The sequence below is a fragment of the Ensifer sp. R-19 genome (assembly GCF_049905105.1).
Taxonomy (GTDB): domain Bacteria; phylum Pseudomonadota; class Alphaproteobacteria; order Rhizobiales; family Rhizobiaceae; genus Ensifer.
Map to the genome: position 1 here is coordinate 2,352,215 of NZ_CP184569.1, position 20,241 is coordinate 2,372,455.

General features: G+C 63.0%; 17 protein-coding genes. 5 read left to right on the plus strand and 12 right to left on the minus strand.

Features of this window, described 5'->3' with window-relative positions:
* Positions 1 to 12: 12 nt before the first annotated feature.
* The 10 genes from ACN9MO_RS11560 to ACN9MO_RS11605 form a co-directional block, all read right to left on the minus strand.
* Positions 13 to 675, minus strand: a complete 663-nt coding sequence (locus ACN9MO_RS11560; RefSeq protein WP_093234432.1) for a class II aldolase/adducin family protein — start codon at positions 673 to 675, stop codon at positions 13 to 15.
* Positions 676 to 685: 10 nt separating this feature from the next.
* Positions 686 to 1,723, minus strand: coding sequence for a 2-hydroxyacid dehydrogenase (locus ACN9MO_RS11565; RefSeq protein ID WP_112994763.1), 1,038 nt, complete (start codon positions 1,721 to 1,723; stop codon positions 686 to 688).
* Positions 1,720 to 3,297, minus strand: coding sequence for an FGGY-family carbohydrate kinase (locus tag ACN9MO_RS11570; protein ID WP_113132997.1), 1,578 nt, complete (start codon positions 3,295 to 3,297; stop codon positions 1,720 to 1,722). Before ACN9MO_RS11570 ends, ACN9MO_RS11565 begins: the two co-directional genes overlap by 4 nt.
* Positions 3,297 to 4,421: an ABC transporter ATP-binding protein gene (locus tag ACN9MO_RS11575; protein WP_113132998.1), complete on the minus strand. Its 1,125-nt coding sequence runs from the start codon at positions 4,419 to 4,421 to the stop codon at positions 3,297 to 3,299. Before ACN9MO_RS11575 ends, ACN9MO_RS11570 begins: the two co-directional genes overlap by 1 nt.
* A complete protein-coding gene (locus tag ACN9MO_RS11580) occupies positions 4,418 to 5,536 on the minus strand; it encodes an ABC transporter ATP-binding protein (RefSeq protein WP_113132999.1) in 1,119 nt (372 codons plus the stop codon). Before ACN9MO_RS11580 ends, ACN9MO_RS11575 begins: the two co-directional genes overlap by 4 nt.
* Before the next feature lie 3 nt (positions 5,537 to 5,539).
* Positions 5,540 to 6,397, minus strand: a complete 858-nt coding sequence (locus tag ACN9MO_RS11585) for a carbohydrate ABC transporter permease (RefSeq protein WP_057253349.1) — start codon at positions 6,395 to 6,397, stop codon at positions 5,540 to 5,542.
* An 11-nt stretch (positions 6,398 to 6,408) separates the two neighbouring features.
* Positions 6,409 to 7,332, minus strand: coding sequence for a carbohydrate ABC transporter permease (locus tag ACN9MO_RS11590; RefSeq protein WP_058321837.1), 924 nt, complete (start codon positions 7,330 to 7,332; stop codon positions 6,409 to 6,411).
* Positions 7,333 to 7,517: 185 nt separating this feature from the next.
* The gene (locus tag ACN9MO_RS11595) at positions 7,518 to 8,960 is read right to left on the minus strand and encodes an extracellular solute-binding protein (protein ID WP_113133000.1); all 1,443 of its coding nucleotides are present in this window, start codon (positions 8,958 to 8,960) and stop codon (positions 7,518 to 7,520) included.
* A gap of 122 nt (positions 8,961 to 9,082) precedes the next feature.
* Positions 9,083 to 10,048 (minus strand): sugar-binding transcriptional regulator, encoded by a 966-nt coding sequence (locus tag ACN9MO_RS11600; RefSeq protein ID WP_162733647.1) that lies wholly within the window; start codon positions 10,046 to 10,048, stop codon positions 9,083 to 9,085.
* Positions 10,049 to 10,279: 231 nt separating this feature from the next.
* Positions 10,280 to 11,050: a helix-turn-helix transcriptional regulator gene (locus tag ACN9MO_RS11605; protein WP_375374107.1), complete on the minus strand. Its 771-nt coding sequence runs from the start codon at positions 11,048 to 11,050 to the stop codon at positions 10,280 to 10,282.
* 219 nt (positions 11,051 to 11,269) lie between these two features.
* Between ACN9MO_RS11605 and ACN9MO_RS11610 the strand changes: the two genes are divergently transcribed.
* From ACN9MO_RS11610 to ACN9MO_RS11630, 5 genes are all read left to right on the plus strand, one after another.
* On the plus strand, positions 11,270 to 12,352 hold the full coding sequence (locus ACN9MO_RS11610) for an ABC transporter ATP-binding protein (RefSeq protein ID WP_112994759.1): 1,083 nt from the start codon (positions 11,270 to 11,272) through the stop codon (positions 12,350 to 12,352).
* Between the two features lie 70 nt (positions 12,353 to 12,422).
* Positions 12,423 to 13,583: a polyamine ABC transporter substrate-binding protein gene (locus ACN9MO_RS11615; protein WP_425984926.1), complete on the plus strand. Its 1,161-nt coding sequence runs from the start codon at positions 12,423 to 12,425 to the stop codon at positions 13,581 to 13,583.
* A gap of 266 nt (positions 13,584 to 13,849) precedes the next feature.
* Positions 13,850 to 14,716 (plus strand): ABC transporter permease, encoded by an 867-nt coding sequence (locus ACN9MO_RS11620; RefSeq protein WP_058321833.1) that lies wholly within the window; start codon positions 13,850 to 13,852, stop codon positions 14,714 to 14,716.
* Entirely contained in the window at positions 14,716 to 15,534 is an 819-nt protein-coding gene (locus ACN9MO_RS11625) for an ABC transporter permease (protein ID WP_057253338.1), read from the plus strand. The genes ACN9MO_RS11620 and ACN9MO_RS11625 overlap by 1 nt, the downstream gene beginning before the upstream one ends.
* A gap of 4 nt (positions 15,535 to 15,538) precedes the next feature.
* Positions 15,539 to 16,300, plus strand: coding sequence for an SDR family NAD(P)-dependent oxidoreductase (locus tag ACN9MO_RS11630; RefSeq protein WP_112994758.1), 762 nt, complete (start codon positions 15,539 to 15,541; stop codon positions 16,298 to 16,300).
* Positions 16,301 to 16,576: 276 nt separating this feature from the next.
* Here ACN9MO_RS11630 and ACN9MO_RS11635 read toward each other — a convergent pair whose 3' ends face one another.
* Together ACN9MO_RS11635 and ACN9MO_RS11640 are read right to left on the minus strand one after the other, a co-directional pair.
* Complete coding sequence (locus ACN9MO_RS11635; protein ID WP_093234423.1) at positions 16,577 to 17,383, minus strand: class I SAM-dependent methyltransferase; 807 nt, start codon at positions 17,381 to 17,383, stop codon at positions 16,577 to 16,579.
* 953 nt (positions 17,384 to 18,336) lie between these two features.
* Positions 18,337 to 19,995, minus strand: coding sequence for a urocanate hydratase (locus ACN9MO_RS11640; RefSeq protein WP_112994756.1), 1,659 nt, complete (start codon positions 19,993 to 19,995; stop codon positions 18,337 to 18,339).
* Positions 19,996 to 20,241 lie beyond the last annotated feature (246 nt).

Below are 20,241 nucleotides of genomic sequence, written 5' to 3' on the forward strand. Positions count from 1 at the left end.
CGCCGCCATGCCTCACGCCGCCTTCGTCTTGTCCTGCAGGCCATAGGTGGAGAAGCCCTCGATCACGCCTGATATCTCGGCCTCCGACAGGAGCACCGGGCCGCCGATCAGCAGCGTGTGGTAGTACTGCTTGGCGATCGTCTCGAGCTCGACCGCCGCCCACATCGCCTTCTCCAGGCTCGCGCCGGTCGCGATCATGCCGTGGTTCGCCATCAGGCAGGCACTGCGGCCTTCGAGGGCGCGCAAGACGCTGTCGGAGAGCGCCTTGGTGCCATAGCGCTCGTAGTCCGCGACGCGCACATCACTGCCGCCGAAGGCCGCGATCATGTAGTGGCAGGCCGGGATCGGCTTGCGGGCGATCGCCAGAATGGTCGAATACATCGCATGGGTGTGGACGACGGCACCGACCTCCGGCCGAGCGCGCAGGATATCCAGGTGAAACGGCCATTCGACCGACGGCTTCTTCGGCCCTGACCAGCTTCCGTATTCGCCCTCGATCGGCATGGCGACGATCATCTCGGCCGTCATCTCGTCATAGGGAATGCCCGAGGGCGTCACCAGCATGGTCTCGCCGTGGCGCAGACTGATATTGCCCGACGTGCCCTGGTTGAGCCCGATGGCGTTCATGTGGCGGCAATGGTCGACGATCGACTGGCGCAGTTCGCGTTCGCTCATAACTGTCACCTCAGCAGGGATGAACCGGCGGCAGGCCGGCGATGTAGCGGCGGACTTCCTCGGCCGCCATTTCGGCGGCAAAGGTCACGGTGCGCACCGAGGCGCCGGCGATATGCGGCGTCAGCGTCACATTGGGGAGTTGCAGCAGCGGCCAATCCTCCGGTACCGGCTCCACGGCGAAGGTCTCCAGCATCGCCGCCGAGAGATGGCCGCTCAGCAGGTTTTCATAGAGCGCGTCGTAGTCGCAGAGCGGGCCACGCGCCGTGTTCACGAAGATCGTGCCCGGCTTCATCTTGGCGAAGGTCTCGGCGTTCATCATATTGCGCGTCTCCTCCGTGACGCGGGGATGCAGCGTCACGAGGTCCGAGCGGGACAGAAGATCGTCGAGCGAGACCTGCTCGACGCCAGCATTGAGGTCGTCCGCCGAAAGCTGCACATAGGGGTCGTGCACCAGCACCTTGGTGCCGAAGGCGCGCAGCAGACGCACGACCTTCGTGCCGATATTGCCGTAACCGATGACGCCAACGGTCATTTCGCAGAGTTCGCGGCCGGTGCGGTCGGCGCGATAGAGATCGCCGCGCCATTCGCCCTTGCGCAGCGCCTCATGCCCGGTGCGGATCAGCCGCGTCTCGGCGAGGATCGCGCCGAGCGTGAATTCGGCAACGGCGCTCGCATTGCGGCCGGGCGTGTTGACGACGCGCACACCTGCGTCGCGCGCCGCACCCATGTCGATATTCACAGGTCCGCCGCGCGAGACCGCGACGAGCTTGAGGCCGGGCAGTGCCGCAAGCATCCCTCGCGACAGCGGCGCCAGCTGCGTCACCAGGATTTCCGCGTCACCGATGAATTCGACGATGTCCTCGGGCTTGCCGAGGTATTCCTTCAGCCCGTCCATGCCTTCGACGGCATAGCCGTGCTCCATCGGCACATCGGGCCAGGGCAGTTCGAGCGTGCGGATGTCATGGCCGTTGCCGGTCGCCTCGACGATCTTGTCGCGGAACACATCCGGCAGCATGAACCGGTCGCCGATAATGGCTATCTTCTTCATTTCGGTGTTTCCTGTTGATTTCCGGCGTCAGCACTTTGGGAGAGTGCGTGCCAGACGGGTCTGAGCGCTGTTCGCGACTGCTGGTAGGCGGGGAAGAGTTCGTCAAAGCGACAGCTAAGCACCGGATCGGCGGCTTCCGCCGGTCGTTGGTAGGGGGTGACCCAATCGCCGAGGCAATCGGCCATCGAGGGATAGATGCCGAGCGATACAGCGGCGATCATCGCAGCACCGGCAGCACCCGCCTCTTCCCGTTCGCTCGTCTGGACGCTGGCGCCGAGCGCCGCACCGAGGATGCGGCGGAGCGAGGCGCTGCGGGCAGCACCACCCGTCAGCCGGATGCGCGCCGGCAGCGGCCCCATCTCCGCGTAGCAATCGCGCGCCGCCATGGCGAGCCCGTCAAAGACCGCCTTCACCATGTCGCCGAAACCGTGGGTGATCGAGAGGCCGACGAAGGAGGCGCGGGCCGAGGCGTCGACGAAAGGCCCGCGCTCGCCCGCCTCCGAGATATAGGGCTGGAAGATCAGCGGCGTGTCCTTGGCGTCCGCAAGCCAGCCGTCGACATGGGAAAGCAGTTCGTTCTTGGATTTCTCGACGCCCATGCCCTTGAGCAGGCCGGATGCCACCGACAGGATCCAGTCGATGTTGAGCGTCGCTGCCATATTCGACTGCATCTGCGCATAGGTGCCCGGGATCGGCATGCACATGGTGTAGCCGGTCAAATCGCGGTTGAGGCGCACATCGTCGGCACCGTTGGCCAGTCGCATATGCATGCCGGTCGAACCGATGATCGAGCAGCCGGTATCGGTGCCGGGATCATAGAGGCCAGCGCCCAGCGCGGTGCAAACGACATCGACGTAACCGAGCACGATGGGTGTGCCCTCGATGAGGCCCGTGGCCTTCGCCGCGTCGCCTGAGAGCGGGTGATGGGTCGAGGCACCATCGACGATCTCCGGCAGCACATGTTTCAGCTTTTCGAGGCCGAGGAAGGCGATGACGTCGTCATTGTAGCTGCGGGTGCGGAAATTGCCGAAGCTGAAATTGGCCTCGGACGGGTCGGTGGCGCGCTTGCCGGTCAGCCTGAAATAGAGCCAGTCCTTGCAATGGAACGTCGTTGCGACGCCGTTCAACATGTCGGGCGCATGGTCGTGCATCCAGCGAAGCTGCGGGCCCTGCTGGCAGGCGGCGAGCCCCACGCCGGTGCTTAGAAAGCGGGCGATATCACCGCTGTCGGCGCGTAGCCGCTCCACCGTCTCGCCGGCGCGCGCATCAAGCCAGAGCCAGCCCTTGCCAACGGGCTCGCCTGCCCTGTCGATCATCCAGGTGCCATCCCCCTGACCGGTCACCGCGATCGCGGCAACACGGCCAGGGAGGTTTTCGATCTTGTCGGAGAGCTGCTTGAGCGTCGCGGCCGCATCGGCCCAGGTGCGGTCGAGATCCTGCACGCTGCCGGCGCGGCCCACGGCCTCATAGGCGTTCGGCAGGGCCGCCATGGCGATCTGCCGACCGCGCAGGTCGAAGGCCACCGATTTGATGACCGACGTACCCGCATCTATGCCGATGAGGATATCCCGCATCAGGCGAGCTCCTGTCCATGGCTGATCGCCCGGCCGCTTTCGCCGTCGAAGACATGCAGGCTCGACGGGTCGAGATGGATACCGATCGGCTGGCCGACATCAAGCTCCGTCCGGTCGTGCTCGACCAGCACCATGGTGCCGCCGGCAAAATCCGCGGCGATATGGGTCTGGTCACCCAGCCATTGGTTGACGGCCACGCGGCCGGTGACGCCGTCGGCGCTGCGGCGCACCGAATAGGGCCGGATGCCGAGCACCACCTTCTGCCGCTGAACCAGCGCATCACGCACCGCATGCGAGAAGTCCGAGGCTGGATATTCGAGCCGCACGCCATCCTTGAGGCCGAAGGCAACTTTGCTCTCCGATCCCAAAACGCTGGCCTCGAAGACGTTCATCGGCGGCTCGCCGACGAAGGTGCCGGTGAAGAGATTGGCCGGCCGCTCCTTGATCTTCTGCGGGGTGTCGAACTGCTGCAGCACCCCGCCTTCCATGACGGCGATGCGGTCGGCGAGCGCGTTGGCCTCGGTCTGGTCGTGGGTGACGAGGATCGCCGTCAGCCCGCGCTCCTTGATGTAGTGCTTGATGCGGCCGCGAAGCAGCGCGCGAAGCTGCGGCTCCAGTTGTCCCATCGGCTCGTCGAGCAGATGCAGGCTGGCATCGCGGATGAGAGCCCGCCCAAGCGAGGCGCGCTGCTGCTGGCCGCCGGAGATCGAGCTTGGATAGCGCCCGAGAATGTCTTCGATCTCCAAAAGCTTGGCGATACCAGCGACCTTCTCGTCGACGACACCCTGCGAAAGCTTCGAAGCCTTGAGCGCGAAGGCGATGTTCTCGCGCACCGTGAGCGGCGGGTAGAGCGAATAGCCCTCAAACGCCATGGCGACGTTGCGGCGCACCGGCGGCAAGGTCTGCACCGGCCGGCCGGCAAGCGAGATCGTGCCACGCGAGACCGCCTCGAAGCCGGCGATCATGCGCAATGTCGAGGTCTTGCCGCAGCCGGACGAGCCCAGCAGCGCGATGATCTCGCCCTTCTGAACATCCATGTTCAGCTTCTTCACGGCGTGCACGCCGTAGTCGACGGGGCCGTAGAATTTGTCGACGTCCTTGATCAAAAGAGCGGTGTCGGTCATGCCGCTTCTCCATTGCGCTTGGCTGCGAGGTCGGCGCGCGGCAGCAGGGCGCCGCTCGTCTTGTCGAAGAGGAAGGCCTGGGAGCCATTGACGGCAATATGGGCCGGGCCGGCGACCGGACCAGGCGTACCAGCTGGACGCGACACCAGGATTTCGCGGCCGCGGGCGGTCAGTGCCAGCGTCACGGTCTTTTCGTTGAGCGGCGTCTCCGCCTCCACCGTCACAGGGATCGCACCGGGCGCTCCGGCGTCGGCAAAGCTGATCGCCTCCGGACGCAGGCCGAGGACGCATTCCTTACCCGCGACATCGGCATCATAGTCGGCAAGCCGCACCCGGACATTGGAGAGCTCGACGAACACGCCGTCGCCGCTGCGCTGCGGCACCACGTCGAGCAGGTTGATGGTGGGATCGCCGAAGAGCCGCGCGATCTCGATATCGGCCGGCGCATTGTAGATTTCCTGCGGCGTGCCCACCTGGCGGATGCGGCCAGCGGCCATGACGGCGATGCGGTCACCGAGCGCCATCGCCTCCTTGTAGTCCTGGGTGACGTAGACGACGGTGGCGCCTTGCGCCGCGAGCAGCCGCGGCAGTTCCAGCCGCATCTCGAAGCGGAGCTTTGCATCGACGTTGCGCAAGGGATCATCCAGCAGCAGAAGCGGCGGCGAGCCGACGAGCGCGCGGGCAAGCGCGGTGCGCTGCTTCTGGCCGTTGGAAAGCGCCTTCGGATGATGGCTCAGCACATGGTCGATCTTGAGGAGCTTCGCGACCTTCTGCACGCCGGCGGCGATCCTGTCCTTCGACGATCTCGTCGCCGTCAGCGGGCTTGCGATGTTGTCGAAAGCGCTCATGTGCGGGAAGAGCGCGAAGTTCTGGAAGGCCATGCCGACGCCGCGATGCTCGGCATCGACGTCGGTCATGTCCTCGCCACCGATCAGCACCCGGCCCTCGTCGGGCTCGATGACCCCGGCCACCAGCCGGAGCAGCACCGTCTTGCCGGCGCCGGAGGGGCCGAAAAGCACCAGCCGCTCGCCATCGGCGACGTCGAGAGTCAAGTCGTCGAGAACCGTCTGGCTCTTGTAGCGCTTGACGATATTCTTCAGTTGCAGCGTGGTCATGAGTTACCCTTTCACCGCGCCGAGCGACAGGCCTTCGACGAGGTAGCGCTGGGCGTAGAGTGCAAGTGCGAGCGTCGGCGTGACCGAAAGCACGATGGCCGCGGCGATCTGTCCGTATTGGATGCCCGAGGAGGTGACGAAGGCAAGCGCACCGACCGTCACCGGCTGCTTGTCGGCAGATGCCAACACCAGCGCGAAGACGAAATTGTTCCAGGCGAAGATGAAGGCGAGCAGGCCGGCAGCGGCAATGCCCGGTCCGGCAAGCGGCAGAGCAATCTTGCGGAACGTCGCAAACCAAGAATGGCCGGCGATGCGATAGGCATATTCGACGTCGGCCGAGATATCCTCGAAGTAGCCGCGCACGATCCAGAGGATGAGTGGCAGGCAGATGAGCTGGTAGACCCAGATCAGGCCGAAATAGGTGTTGGAGAGGCCGAGCCACTGGAAATACTGCGTCAGCGGCAGTAGCACCAGGAGAGGCGGCGCGAAGCGGAAGGACAGCAGCGTAAACGCGATGTCCTCCGAACCTTTGAACTTGTGGCGGGCAAACGCATAGGCCGCGGGCACGCCGAGCACCAGCGCTACGGCAACGGAGGCGACCGACAGGAAGATCGAGTTGCCGAGATTGCGCATGAAGGCAATGTCGAGCGTACCGGCCGCCGTCTGCAGCTTGCCGGTGATCAGCGCCGCGTAGTTCGACAGTGTCGGCGAGAACACGATCGACGGCGGGATTGCGAGGATCGTCTCGTTCGTCTGGAACGACATCAGGAAGATCCAGAAAATCGGGAACATGAAGAAGACGACGACGAGCGTGAGGGCGAGACCGCGCAAGACCCGTTCGAGCGGAGACATGGTTTCCATTGGTCCCTCCTTTACGCTTCGCCGCGAGCGCGCTCGCGCAGCCGCAGCCAGTTCTTGATGAAGACGTTGGACAGCGTGTAGGTGATCGCCCACAGGATGATCAGCAGCGCTGCCGAACGGCCGACATTGGTCGACTGGAAGAAGTTGAGATAGGCCTCGACCTGGAAGACGGTGAGCGTGTTGCCGGGCCCGCCTTGCGTCATCGCGTAGATGATGTCGAACTGCTGGATGCTGTCGAGCAGCCGGAAGAGCGTCGCCGTCAGGATATAGGGCGTCAGCATCGGCAGCGTGATGCGGAAGAAGACGAAGCTGCGCGGCACGCCGTCGAGGGCCGCCGCCTCGAAGGGCTGCGTCGGCAGCGAGCGCAGGCCCGCCAGAAGCAGGATCATGATGAAGGGCGTGTAGACCCAGATATCGACGAGAACGACGGTCAGAAGCGCGGTGTCCGGCGAGGACGCCCAGCGGAAATCATGCAGGCCGATGAGGCTTGCGAGATAGCTGAGGATGCCGAAGCTCGGATTGGTCATCAGCTTCCACATCAAGGCGGCGAGCGCCGGCGCGATCATCAGCGGCAGAAGCAGCATAATCGAGATGAAGTTGTTGACCGTCGAGCGCCGCTGCAAAAGCAGCGCGATGCCGAGACCGAGCAAGAGTTCCAGCGTCACGGTGAGCCCGGCATAGAGCAGCGACACCTTGAGCGTGTTCCAGAAGGCCGGGTCGGTGACGAAGTTGAGATAGTTTTCGCCCCAGTTGAACTGGCGCGCCCAGGGCTGGCTCAGCCGATAGCGCTGGAAGGAATAGATTACCGCCGTGAAGAACGGGATGAGGATGCCGATGCACACGAGCAACGCCGGCAGGCTCAGCACGTAGGGAAGCATCTTCCTGCTGATCCTGAAACCGGAGGCCGGTCTGCGGAGGATTTCTGTTGAAGCCATGTCGAGCTCCGTTCCTGAAGTCTTTAAAGAGCACGCGGCACGCGGGAGCCTATAGGCGCCGCGCCAGTCCCTCGGCATCTCGGGTTGATTTCGGTGCAACCTCAAACCGGTCGCAACAGGCCGGCTCAACCGGCATCTCGGGATGCCCGGCGCATCCAAGCGCCGGGCATCGCTTGGGAGGCCTATCAGCCGAGACCCGCCTCTTGGAGCTGGCGGTTGATGCTTTCTGCAAGCTGGTCGAGACCTTCATCGACAGGCACCTGCTTGGCGACCATCTTCTGCAGCGTCGCCGCCCATTCGGTGGTGACGTCGAAGAACAGCGGCTGCGGCGTGAACTTGATGGAGGCGCCGGCGGCCGAAGCGTCGAACATTTCGACGTAGCCCGGATACTTGCCGTTCAGCTTCTCGCGGAAGATCTCGTCCTTCCAGATCGACTGGCGAACCGGATCGACGAAGTCCATCTTGGTGGCGCCGAACAGCGCATGCTCCGGACCGGAGGCCCATTGCAGGAAGTACCAGGTGGCGTCCTTATCCTTGGAGAAGTTGGACATGGCGAGCGACCAGATCCAGATGTTCGGCGTCGAGGCTGTCGCTTCCGGGTTTGCGGCAAAGGCGGCATAGCCGAGCTTGCCAGCCATCTTGTTGTCGCCGCCGTTCATGAAGTAGCCCAGGCAATCGGCGTCGAAGATCATCGCCGATGCGCCGGCGCCAAGGTCGGTGCCGACCTGATACCAGGTATAGGTCGACCAGTCCTTCGGGCCGCTTTCCTGGATCATCTGCACGAACTTGGCGTGATAGGCCTTCGATTCCGCGGTGTTCATCGCCGCCGACAGCTTGCCGTCCGCGCCGACGTTCAGGTCCTTCTGGTTGAAGTTGGCATATCCCGACAGGAAGCCCGGGTGGATCGTCGCCCAGGAGCGCGAACCACGCACACCGATGCCGTAAATGCCGCCGATGTCCTTCTGCAGCTTGGCCGCGACCGCGATCATGTCGTCGAGGTTCTTCGGTAATTCGACGCCGGCCTTGTCGAACATCTCGCGGTTATAGGTGATGTTGTTCTGTTCGAACGCCCACGGAATGCACCATTGCTTGGCGTCTTCCGACCCAAGCGCTCCACCCGGCTGGCCGTTCCAGGCGCAGGAGTTCTTCACGCCTGCGAGGAAATCGTCCCAATTGTAGTTGGGATTGGTCTTGGTCGGATCCTTGATCCATTCGTTGAGGTCGGCGATCCAGCCGGCCGGGCCATAGGTCCAGGTCATGTAGGCGCCGGTCATGAAGGCGTCGTATTCGGCCGAGCCCGACGAAAGCGCCGCCGTCACCTTGTCGAAATAGACATCTTCCGGGAACACGTCATAGGTGACCTCGATGCCCGTCAGGTCCTTGAAGGCCTGCAGGTTGGCGATCATCGCATCGGCATACGGGTGCTTGTTCAAAAGCAGCTTCAGCTTCTTGCCGGAATGCGCCTTCCAGTCGAAATCGGCGGCAAGCGCCCGGGTCGACATCATGTTGAACAACGTGCCGGCCGTGCCGGCGGTCAGGCCTGCAGCCCCCAATCCCTTGAGCATGCCGCGGCGATCCACCTCCCCACGCAGGAATGCGCTGATGAGGTCCTTCTCCTTCTCGTACATCCGTCTTCTCCTCCGTTGCGGGTATGATTGCGACTGCCGGCTACCCCACCGGTATTCCTCCCTTTGAGACCCGAACGGCAGATCCTCCCTGCCCTCCGCATGGCCTCGAATGTCTCAGCGCCTCATGCGCTTTCGGCCGCAAGCGCCCGTGCCGTCCGCTCGTCGGTGATAAGGCCGCTTAAGTGTCCACTTGCGAGCACGGCGCGAATGGCCGGCTCCTTGATCTTGCCGCCGGCCACAGCAACCGTGCGGCGGTTCTTCAGGTCCTCGCGGCTGAGCGTGAAGGTCCGGTCGGACAACGCTGTTTCGACTGGTGCGCCGTCCTTGTCGAAGAAGTGGCCGAGCAATTCGCCCATGGCCCCGCCCTTCTGGATTTCCTCGATCTCGCTCATCTCGATCATGCCGGTCGAGACCAGCGATGCCTCGCGCTCGACGGTGCCGATGCCGACCATCAAGAGATCCGCGGTCTTGGCGAGATCGAAGACCTCACGCACGCCGCGCTGGCTGAAGAGCACGTCGCGATCCTCGACCGTGTTGGCGAAGAACGGCACCGGCATGACATAGGCCTCCGCACCGGTGCGCTCGGCGAGCCGGTGGATCACGTCATGCGGGTTGGCCGAGAACTTGCGGGTGAGCCCGCCGAGCAGCGACACGAAGCGGGTGTTGCCGCTTGCCATGCGCGGCAGATATTCGACGCACGCGGCAAGCGTGCGGCCGTGGCCGACGCCGACCAGTGCCGTCTCGCCGCGCTCGATCTCGCGCTTCAGGAACTGCGCGCCGGAAATGCCGAGCGCCTTCAGGGGCAGATCGTCGGAATCGAAGTCCGGCACCACCTCGCAATAGTCGAGGCCAAAGCGGGCCGAAAGCGCCTGCTCGAGTTCGACGCATTCGGAGACTTCGCCGTCGATATAGACCTTCACCAGCCCTTCCTGGTTGGCCTTCATGATCAGCCGGTGGGCTTTGAGCGATGTAAGGCCGAGTCGCTTGGCGACCTCCGCCTGCGTCAGTCCGCCGGCATAGTGCAGCCAGGCCGCCCGCGTCGCCATGCTGGTCTCGTCGTCACGAATACCTGTCCCGCCAATCGTCATTGTCTCCACCCGGTCCTTGTTGCGTTGCATGATAAATTTTGCACCGCGTGATATTTTTATCCGTTAATGAAAGAAATTTCATGGCGTGCAAAAAATGTCAATAGCGATCAGCCGCGCGATCGATCACGTTTGTGGAGGAATGGGATTGGGAGAGCCGGCATCGACCGGCGCGGCGCGCCGTCGGGGCGCCGCTACGGGCGGGCATGCAGTGATGGGCGGCGCCTACACGGCTTACTGCCCGAGGTTTCTCAGATACAGCGACAGCAATTGCGTCTGCGAGGAAATGCCGAGCTTGCGGTAGACGTTCCGGCGGTGAACCTTGACCGTACCGGTGGAGATGCCGAGCCTGAGGCCGATCGATTCCGACGAATGGCCCTGCAGCACCAGCTCGATGATCGAGGCTTCGCGGTCCGTCAGATTGAGATGCTGCCAGACGCCATCGGCCGGCGGGTGGGTCGCCTTGCGGCGGCTGCGGCCGGTTTTCGCCAGCGCCGCATCGAAGCGGCGGCCGAGACCCGCCCAATGATGGCGCACCAGCGCCGACACCAGCGGCTCGACCTTCTTCAACAGGGCGAATTCCGCGGCGCTGAACGGCCCCGTCGCCTCGCGCCGCATCAGCGACAGCACGACGGTGATCTGCTCGTCGACCGGCACGAAGAAGCCGACTTCCTCCGCAAGCCCGGTCTGCACATAGTAGGTGCGATAATATTCCGAGGAGAAAAACCGGTCAGGCGCCAGTTCCCGCATCCGCCAGATGCCCGGCTTGCCCTGTGACGCCGCATGGTAGAACGGGTCGAGCAGATAGGGCCCCGCCTGGTAGAGGCTGACGAAGAGGACGTGATCCCTAGCGTTGAAGGTGCTGAAGAGATCGATCGGCCGTTCCTTGGCGCGATAGGCAAAGACGACCACATAGTCGAAGGTCATCAGCGTCGACATCAGCCGCCGATAGGCGGTGCCGACCGCCTCGTCGTCTAGCGCAGGACCTGCCACCAACGGTGCCATGACCTGAAAAAGCCCCTCGAGATCGACGCTCAAACCGCCCTCCCGGCCGATATTTCCTGCTCCGGGGTATACTCCTCACACAGAGCATTCCGCGTTGAAATACCTCTCTCGGGGTATATACCGGCAGGGTGCGCGCTGACTAGGCTGCATATCAATGACGGTGGAGTGCCAGGACGGGAGATTCCTGGCTGCATCCGAAAACAACCGCAGGGAACAGACGTGACATCCGCTTCGACGAACGACATCGAATTCCGTTCGGTTGCCAAACGTTATGGCGCCGTGACGGCCGTATCGGACATTAATCTCGAGGTGCCGCGTGGCGCCTTCATGGCGCTTCTCGGGCCTTCCGGCTGCGGCAAGACCACCTGCCTGCGCATGATCGGCGGCTTCGAGCAGCCGAGCGAGGGCACGGTCTTCATCAGCGGCGAGCCGATGAACGGCGTTGCCGCCTACAGGCGCCCGGTCAACATGGTGTTCCAGCACTATGCGCTGTTTCCCCATCTCGACGTCGAGCAGAACGTCTCTTACGGCCTGAGGCAGATGCGGCCGCGCATCGCCGGCGCCGAGATTTCGCGCCGCGCCCAGGAGGCGCTGGAAATGGTGCGGCTCGGCGGCTTCGGCAAACGCCGCATCCATGAAATGTCCGGCGGCCAGCAGCAGCGCGTGGCGCTTGCCCGCGCCATCGTCAACAAGCCGAAGGTGCTTTTGCTCGACGAGCCGCTGGCGGCCCTCGACAAGAAGTTGCGCACCGCCATGCAGATCGAGCTGCAGACGCTGCAGCGCGAGCTCGGCATCACCTTCGTGCTCGTCACCCACGATCAGGAAGAAGCGCTGTCGATGAGCGATTTTGTCTGCGTCATGAATGCCGGCCGCATCGTCCAGGTCGGCCCGCCGCAGGAGATCTACGATCGTCCCGCAAGCCTCTTCGTCGCCGATTTCGTCGGCAAGACCAACCGCATCGATGCGACCGTCGACGGCGCCTCGTCGCTTGTCCTTGCCAACGGCGCCCGCTTCGCCACCCCTGCCGTCAATGGAACGAAGGGTGCGGCAACGGTGGCGCTCAGGCCCGAAGCGATCCGCCTGACGCGCAACGGCGCCGCCAGCGCAGACGCGCTTGCCGGCACCGTCACTCACCGGATCTTTTTGGGCTCAGCCGTCGAATACTCCGTCGCGGTCGACGGGCTCGGCGATTTCCTGGTGACGGCCGACCGTCGCACGCTCGGCGACAGCGAACTGGTGGAGCCCGGCGAAAAGGTCGGCCTCGCCTTCGATCCGAACGCGCTGCACGTCTTTCCAGCCTGAACTCTCCCGGCCTCACCAAGCCGGTTCTGCCGCCTACGCATGAACGTCAAACGATAAAGGGAACAGCGTCATGAGCAAATGGTACAGAGAAAATGCCCCTATCACCGCCGATCAGCTCTCGGACGAACTGATGCGCCTGAAGCGCGGCTCGGTTACGCGCCGCCACTTCCTCGGCGTCACCGGCCTCGGGCTTGCGACCGCAGTTCTCGCGCGCCAGCCGGGCCTCTTCAATTCCACCGCCTTCGCCGGCGATCTCGGCACGCAGATGTCGATCGCCACCTGGCCGAACTACCATGACCCCGCGACGTTCGAGGCCTTCCAGGCGGCAACCGGCGTTGCCGTCGAGGTCAATGTCTTCGGCTCCAACGAGGAAATGCTGGCGAAGCTCCAGGCCGGCGGCACCGGTTGGGACCTCTTCGTTCCCACCAACTACACGATCTCCACCTATGTGAAGCTCGGCCTCATCGACGAGCTCGATCTGTCGAAGCTGCCGAATTACGACGCCTCGACCGAGACGGCGCGCTTCACAAACGAAGGCGTCGTCGACCGCAAGACCTATGCCGTGCCGAAGAACTGGGGCACAACCGGCATCGCGCTCAACTCCGGAAAGATCAAGACGCCGGTGACCAGCTGGAAGGACTTCTTCGAGATCGCCATGACCGAGGCCGACGGCCACGCCATGGTCCACGACTACCAGCTCACCACCATCGGCAATGCGCTGGTATCGCTTGGGTTTTCCTTCAACTCGATCAAGCCGGACGAACTAGCCAAGGCCGAGGAGCTGCTGATCAAGGTGAAGCCGCATCTCTACGCCATCAACAGCGACTACCAGCCGTCGATGCGCGCGACCGATGCCTGGATGACCATGTGCTGGACCAATGACGGCGCCCAGCTCAACCGCGACATGCCGGAAATCCAGTTCGTGCTCGGCAAGGACGGTGGTGAAATCTGGTCGGATTTCTACGCGATCCCGAAGAGTGCCGCCAACAAGGCCGCTGGCTATGCCCTGCTGAACTATCTGATGGCGCCGGAAAACGCCATGAAGGAGCACATCGCCAACGGCGCACCAACCACCGACAGCCGCGTGCTGAAGCTGCTGCCGGCCGACGTGACCGGCAACAAGATCGTCTATCCGGACGAGGCATCGCTGACCCCGCTCGAATTCGGCGCCGCCGTGACGCTGACCGACCCCGGCCGCGCAGAGCTGATGGCGCGCTTCAAGTCGGCTTGAACCTGGAAATTGCCCCTCATCCGCCTGCCGGCACCTTCTCCCCGCTTGCTGGGAGAAGGAACAAGCGGCGAGCTCCCTGCCCTCTTGCTTCTGTCGGAAGAGAGGGACCAAGCGAGGGCCACGAGTGTCCTTCGCCCCGAAAGCGGGGAGAAGGTGGCCGGCAGGCCGGATGAGGGGCGCTTACCCACTGTGTGCAGAAGAGGGGCATTTTCCCTCACCGCGCCAAGCAGACCGAAACACGACTGAAACTCGAACGGATGAACTTTATGCCCGCGGCAACGAACACGAAGAGAAACCTGGTGACGGCGGCGCTGGTGGCGCCGGCGGCGGCTTGGCTGATGATCTTCCTCGTGCTGCCATTCATCGCCATGCTGGTCTTCGCTTTCGGCGAACGCGCACCGGAAGGCGGCTATCAGGCGGCCTTCACCTTTGCCCAGTTCGCCAACCTGCCGACACGTGCGGCGGCCTTCTGGAACACGCTCGTTCTCGCGCCGATCGGCGCGCTCGCCTGCCTGCTGATCGCCTATCCGGTCGCCTATTATCTCGCGGTCAAGGCGAACCCGCGCTACCGGCTGATCCTCGTATCGCTGGTGGTCGTACCCTTCTGGACCAGCCTGCTCGTGCGCACCTATGCCTGGATGTACATCCTTGGCTCGCGCGGCATCCCGAACCTTTTGTCGATGATCGGCATCGAGGACGTGAGGATGCTCAACACGCCCGGGGCCGTGCTGCTCGGCATCGTCTACGGCTACCTGCCGCTAATGATCATGCCGATTTATGTGAGCCTCGAAAAACTCGACCGCCGGCTGCTCGAAGCCTCCGCCGATCTCGGCGCCAAGCCGGTCTCGACCTTCTTCGGCGTCACCCTGCCTTTGTCGCTACCAGGGGTGATGACCGGTGTCGCGCTGGTGACCATCCTGCTTCTTGGCGAATACCTGATCCCGCAGCTCTTGGGCGGCGGCAAAGTGTTCTTCATCGGCAATGCACTGGTCGATCTCTTCCTGCAATCGCGCAACTGGCCCTTCGGCTCGGCGATCGCCGTCACCCTCGTTGCCGTTGTCGTGGTGATCCTGATGGTGGCGATGCGCATTGCCTTCCGCGTTGCCGGCACAAGACAGGTGGATCTCGTCTGATGCGCGCCTTTATCTCTTCCGTCTATCTCTTCCTCTACGCGCCGATCGCGCTCGTCGTCTTGTTCTCCTTCAACGCCGGGCGTAACGCCAGCGAGTTCACCGGGTTTTCGACCGCCTGGTACGGCAAGGCGCTGGGCAACACCTTCCTGGTCTCGGCCTTGCAGAACAGCCTGCTAATCGCCTTCACCAGCGCCACGCTTGCGGCGATCTTCGGCACCATGGCGGCCCTTGGCATGGAGCGGCTGGCGCCGCGCAACCGGGCGATCTTCGATGCGCTCTTTGCAGCGGCAATCGTCGTGCCCGGCGTCGTCATCGGCATCGCGACGCTGGTGGCGTTGGTCGCCGTCTTCTCCTTCATCAATCCGGCGCTCGCCACCATCTGGCCGGGCGATCAGCCGCCGCAGCTCGGCCTCGGCTACGGCTCGATCATCGCCGCCCACGGCCTGTTCTCGATGGCGCTGGTGACGATGATCGTGAAGGCCCGCATCGCCAGCCTCGGCCGCGATATCGTCGAGGCTTCGAGCGACCTTTACGCGACACCGCTCACGACCTTCCGGCTGATCGTGCTGCCGCAGATCCTGCCGTCGATCCTCGCCGGCTTTCTTCTGGCCTTCACCTTCTCCTTCGACGATTTCATCATCGCCTTCTTCGTCGCGGGCTCGAAAACCACGCTACCGATCTACGTCTTCGCCTCGATCCGCCGCGGCGTGACGCCCGAGATCAACGCGATCGCGACGCTGGTGCTTGTCGCCTCGCTGCTTCTGATCCTGACCGCCCGCATCCTGATGCGAGAGAAGAAAACAAAATCCGGGGAGTGAAACCATGATCCTGAAAGACCGGGTCGCGATCGTGACCGGAGCCGGCTCCGGGATCGGTCAGGCGGGTGCTGCCATCATGGCGCGCGAGGGCGCCCATGTCGTCGTCGTCGACCGCAGCCTTGCGGCTGCCAGCACCGCCGTCGCGGCGATCGCCGCCAAGGGCGGCAGCGCCGAGGCGCTGGCGATCGACGTCACCGACGACGCAGCGCTCAGCGATGGTATCGCCGATATCCTCTATCGCCACGGCAGCATCGACATTCTGCACAACCATGCCGGCGCTCAAGTGGCGGGCGATCTCGAAGAGGTCGAGATTTCGGGCTTCGACCGTTCCTGGAACCTCAACGTCCGCGCCCATTTCATGGCCGCACGCCTCGTCGTGCCGTCGATGAGGGCGGCCGGCCGCGGCGTCATCGTCAATACCTCGTCCTCCTCAGGCGTGCTCTATGATCGCGAGATGATCGCCTACACCACCACCAAACACGCCGTCATCGCCATGACCAAGCAGATGGCCGGCGACTACGCACGCCACGGCATCCGGGTCAACGCGCTCTGCCCCGGCTGGGTCGACACGCCCTTCAACGAGCCCTTCATCGCCCAGATGGGCGGGCGCGGCGCGATCGAATCCTATATCCGCGAAAAGGTGCCGCTCGGCCGCTGGGCAAGTGTCGACGAGATCGCCGAGTCGATCCTCTTCCTCGTCTCCGACCGCTCCTCCTACATGACCGGCCAGATCCTGGTGGTGGATGGCGGCGAGACGGTGGTGTGAAGACCGGACGTTGACGTCGCGTCCCCTTTAGGTTTCGAAGTGCGGCGGCGACACCGCACTTCCTTCATTTCTGGCGCAACAAAGCCACGGACAACTGGGCTGGTTAGGCGCGTCTCCTATCCTCCCTCATTTCTGTGCTTGTCACAGAAATCCAGCCACGGCGCGTCCGCGCCGTGAATGACTTTTGAGAACGCCGGATCGAAGGTGCCTTTCGCGCCACCGACGCGCCGCTGCTGGATCCCTGTGACGAGCACAGGGATGAGGTTGGCGACCTTATCAAGCCTCCGGAACCGTCCCCCGGCATGCCCAAGCCACCGCCGCAAAGGACCGTGGGCCGTCAGGCTGGCCGGCCTCATAGGCCGCGCGTACTGCCGCGTCGACCTTTGCCCGCAGTCCCTGATCCAGCGAGCCAACATATTTGCCCAAGGGTCCCTCGCCCGCCGCGATCGGCTGCCAGAAATCCTCGAACGACTGATAGTCCATGCGGATCATCAGCGACGTCTGCTCGACCTTTTCAAGGCCATGCGCGGCAAAGCTCTGCATCATCTCACCCGGCCGCATCATCGGCTGGAAGCAATATCGGCTGCGTATTTGTTCCGCATTCTCATCGAGCATCGCCGCCGTATCGAGCACCATGCGCATGCCCGGCATGCCGCCAAGGTGATCCCAGACCACGGCGGCGACCACGCCGCCCGGCCGCGTGACCCGGCGCATCTCGGCAACCGCCTTTCCCGCCTCTGGAACGAAATGCAGCACCAGCAGCGCCAGCGCCCGGTCGAAAGAAGCATCGGCAAAGGGAAGCGCGCAGGCATCGGCCTGCTGAATCTTGATCCTCGGATCGGTGTTGGCCTTAATCGCCGCTTCGACGAAGACGGGGGAAAAATCGATCGCGGTAATCTCGCTGAGATCGGCCGCGTGCGGCAGCGCAAAGGTCAGGCTCCCGGTGCCGCAGCCGACGTCCAGCACCCGTTCGCCGTCGGCAATGCCGGCAAAATCGATGAAGGGCGGCGCCAGCTGCCGGCTCCACCGCCCCATCAACTGTTCATAGCCGGTCGCACTCTGCACATTGAAGCTCGATGTCATCGGTGCCCCCCAGAGCCGCAGGGAGCGCATTGTACCGCGCGCCACGCCTTGCACCAAGGCGTAGATAGTACGTGCCCGTCCGGTTCCTGATGATGGATGGAGGCGAGATGGCCGTTTAGTGCGGGGCTCAACGCGTCTCGCCATAAATCCGTCAGCCAGACCATTGACGGAACTAATTTTGAAGTGCTCATTAGGAACATCAAGAAAAGGGGAAATAAGCGCCTCTTAACGTCCTTTCTGATAATTGGAGCCGTCTCCATTCTCGCGATAATCATTTAAGTCGGACACGACTGTACTTCTGCAGATGGTGACTGGCGAATGGCAGGCGGTATTTCTGAGGCTCGGGCACCCCTGAAATAAAGTGAAAAAACTCGCATTATGAGCGTAGTTTCCACCTGGATGGAATATGCAGCGCACCTCAACTATCTTATTCATCAGATTTCTATGCATAATATTTGTACTATTTATGGCATTTATCATTGACGCTGGTATTGTTTATTTTTCTCAACACATGGCAATGCCAATTATATTTGGAATATTCTTGAGGTCCGCACTTCTCACCGCTTGGCTAGCGATAATATTTGCCATAGTTGAACTTATTAACAACATCTCTGGTTCAATATCTAATTATACTCTTTTTAGATCATTGATGATCTCAGACATGATATTCGTAAATTCTATTATAGCATTTGTTTTCTATATATATTATTTTGGATCCGGATCGCCGGCGGTATCTATTGCAGACTCTGACGGAATTCTTGTTGACAAAGGCCAGTTTACTATGCTCGGCCTTCACAAGACAGTTTCAAATATCGCTACATCTACTTTTTCCGCACTATTTCTACATTTCATGTTTTTGCTTCATGCACTCGCAATCACCAGGCGCACAGATTAAAACGGCTCGAATCAAGGATTTATTGAGGCTCCACTCGGGAAACCTCTCACGCCTCGTCTCACACCTTCACATGCCCGATGCCCTTGGCAGCAATCTCCTCGAAACTCTCGTCGTAGCCGGCATCGGCATAGCGGATGACACCGAGAGCGGTATCATTGGTGAGCGCATGGTCGAGCCGCTCGTCGGCCTCAGCCGTGCCGTCGGCAACGACGGTCACGCCGCAGCTGGTCATATAGCCGGCATAGCCGCCGCCGCCGGAATGCACGACGACGAGATCGGCCATCGACGAGCAGAGCAGCATGGCGTCGAGCAAGGGCCAGTCGGCGATCGCGTCCGATCCGTCCTTCATCCGCTCGGTCATGATGTTCGGGTGCGCCATGGCGCCGGCATCGAGATGGTCGCGCGAGAACGCGATCGGTCCCTTGAGTTCGCCGGATGCGACCAGCTCGTTGACGCGCCGCGCCAGTGCCGTGCGCTCGCCATGGCCGAGCCAGGCGATGCGGGCCGGCAGGCCCTCGAAGGGGATATGCTGACGTGCGAGCTTGATCCAGTTGGTGATGATCTTGTTGTCCGGGAACATCTCCAGCAAAAGGTCGTCGATGCGGGCGATGTCGCTCTCCTCGCCTGACAGCGCCATCCAGCGGAACGGCCCGATGGCGCGGGCAAAAAGCGGCCTGAGATAGGCTTCGGTGAAGATCGGAATGTCGAAGGCATTGGCAACGCCGCCCTCGCGGGCCTGGGTGCGGATCAGGTTGCCGTTGTCGAAGACTTCCGAGCCCTTTTTCTGGAAGTCGAGCATCGCCTTGACGTGTTCGACGATCGAGGCACGGCTTGCCGCCATCAATTGCCCCTGGCCGTCATCGCGCAGCGACTTCACCTGGTCGAGGCTCATGCCCTTCGGCACGTAGCCGTAGACGAGATCATGCGCCGAGGTCTGGTCGGTCACCACGTCGGGCACGATGCCGCGCCGTGCGATTTCCGGGTAGATTTCCGCCGCATTGCCGACGAGGCCGACGGAAAGCGCGCGCTTCTCCTTCACGGCCGCGTCGATCATCGCCAGCGCCGCATCGAGATCCGGCGCGATCTCCTGGAGATAGCCGATCTCCCGGCGCTTCTTCGCCCGCTCCGCATCAATGTCAACGCAGAGGATCGCAGCCCCCGCCATGCGGCCGGCTAGCGGCTGCGCCCCGCCCATGCCGCCGAGCCCCGCCGTCAGCACGAAACGACCGAAGAGATCGCCGCCGAATCGGCGCTCGGCGATGCGCATGAAAATCTCGTAGGTGCCCTGGATCACCCCCTGGCTGCCGATATATTGCCAGGCGCCGGCCGTCAGCCCGCCCCAGCAGATCAGCCCCTTGCGCTGCAATTCGTAGAACACCTCGGCCTTCGCCCATTGGCCGACGATGTTGCAGTTGGCCATGATGACGAGCGGCGCCTTGGCATGGGTCTTCAACAGCCCCACCGGCTTGCCCGACTGGATGATGAGCGTCTGGTCTTCGTCCATCTCGGTGAGCGCCTTGACGATGGCGCGATGCGCCGGCCAGTTGCGCGCCGCCTTGCCGAGGGCGGCATAGACGATGAGATTGTCCGGATCCTCGCCGACGGAGAGCACATTTTCGAGCAGCCGCAGCAGCGCCTCCTGCCGCCAGCCCTTGGCGCGCAGCTCCGGCCCGCCAGGGATCGGGAAACCAGGGTGACGGGGGTTGGCCTTGGGCATTGTCCTGTTCCTCATTGTTGTCTCGGCGGGGTGATTGCCCCTCTCATTCATGTCGGCAGAAGGTCGCTGCCCCCATTTACGTCGGCGGGAGTCGCTGCCCCTCACCCTAGCCCTCTCCCCGCTTGCGGGGAGAGGGGATGGCGTTGCGTTTGCCTCGGTTGCCGAATGCGAACCGCGGCCGTTTCCCCTTCCACGATCGGCCGGTGAATGGCGCACCGCGTGCCACACGCACTGCGGAGAATGGCG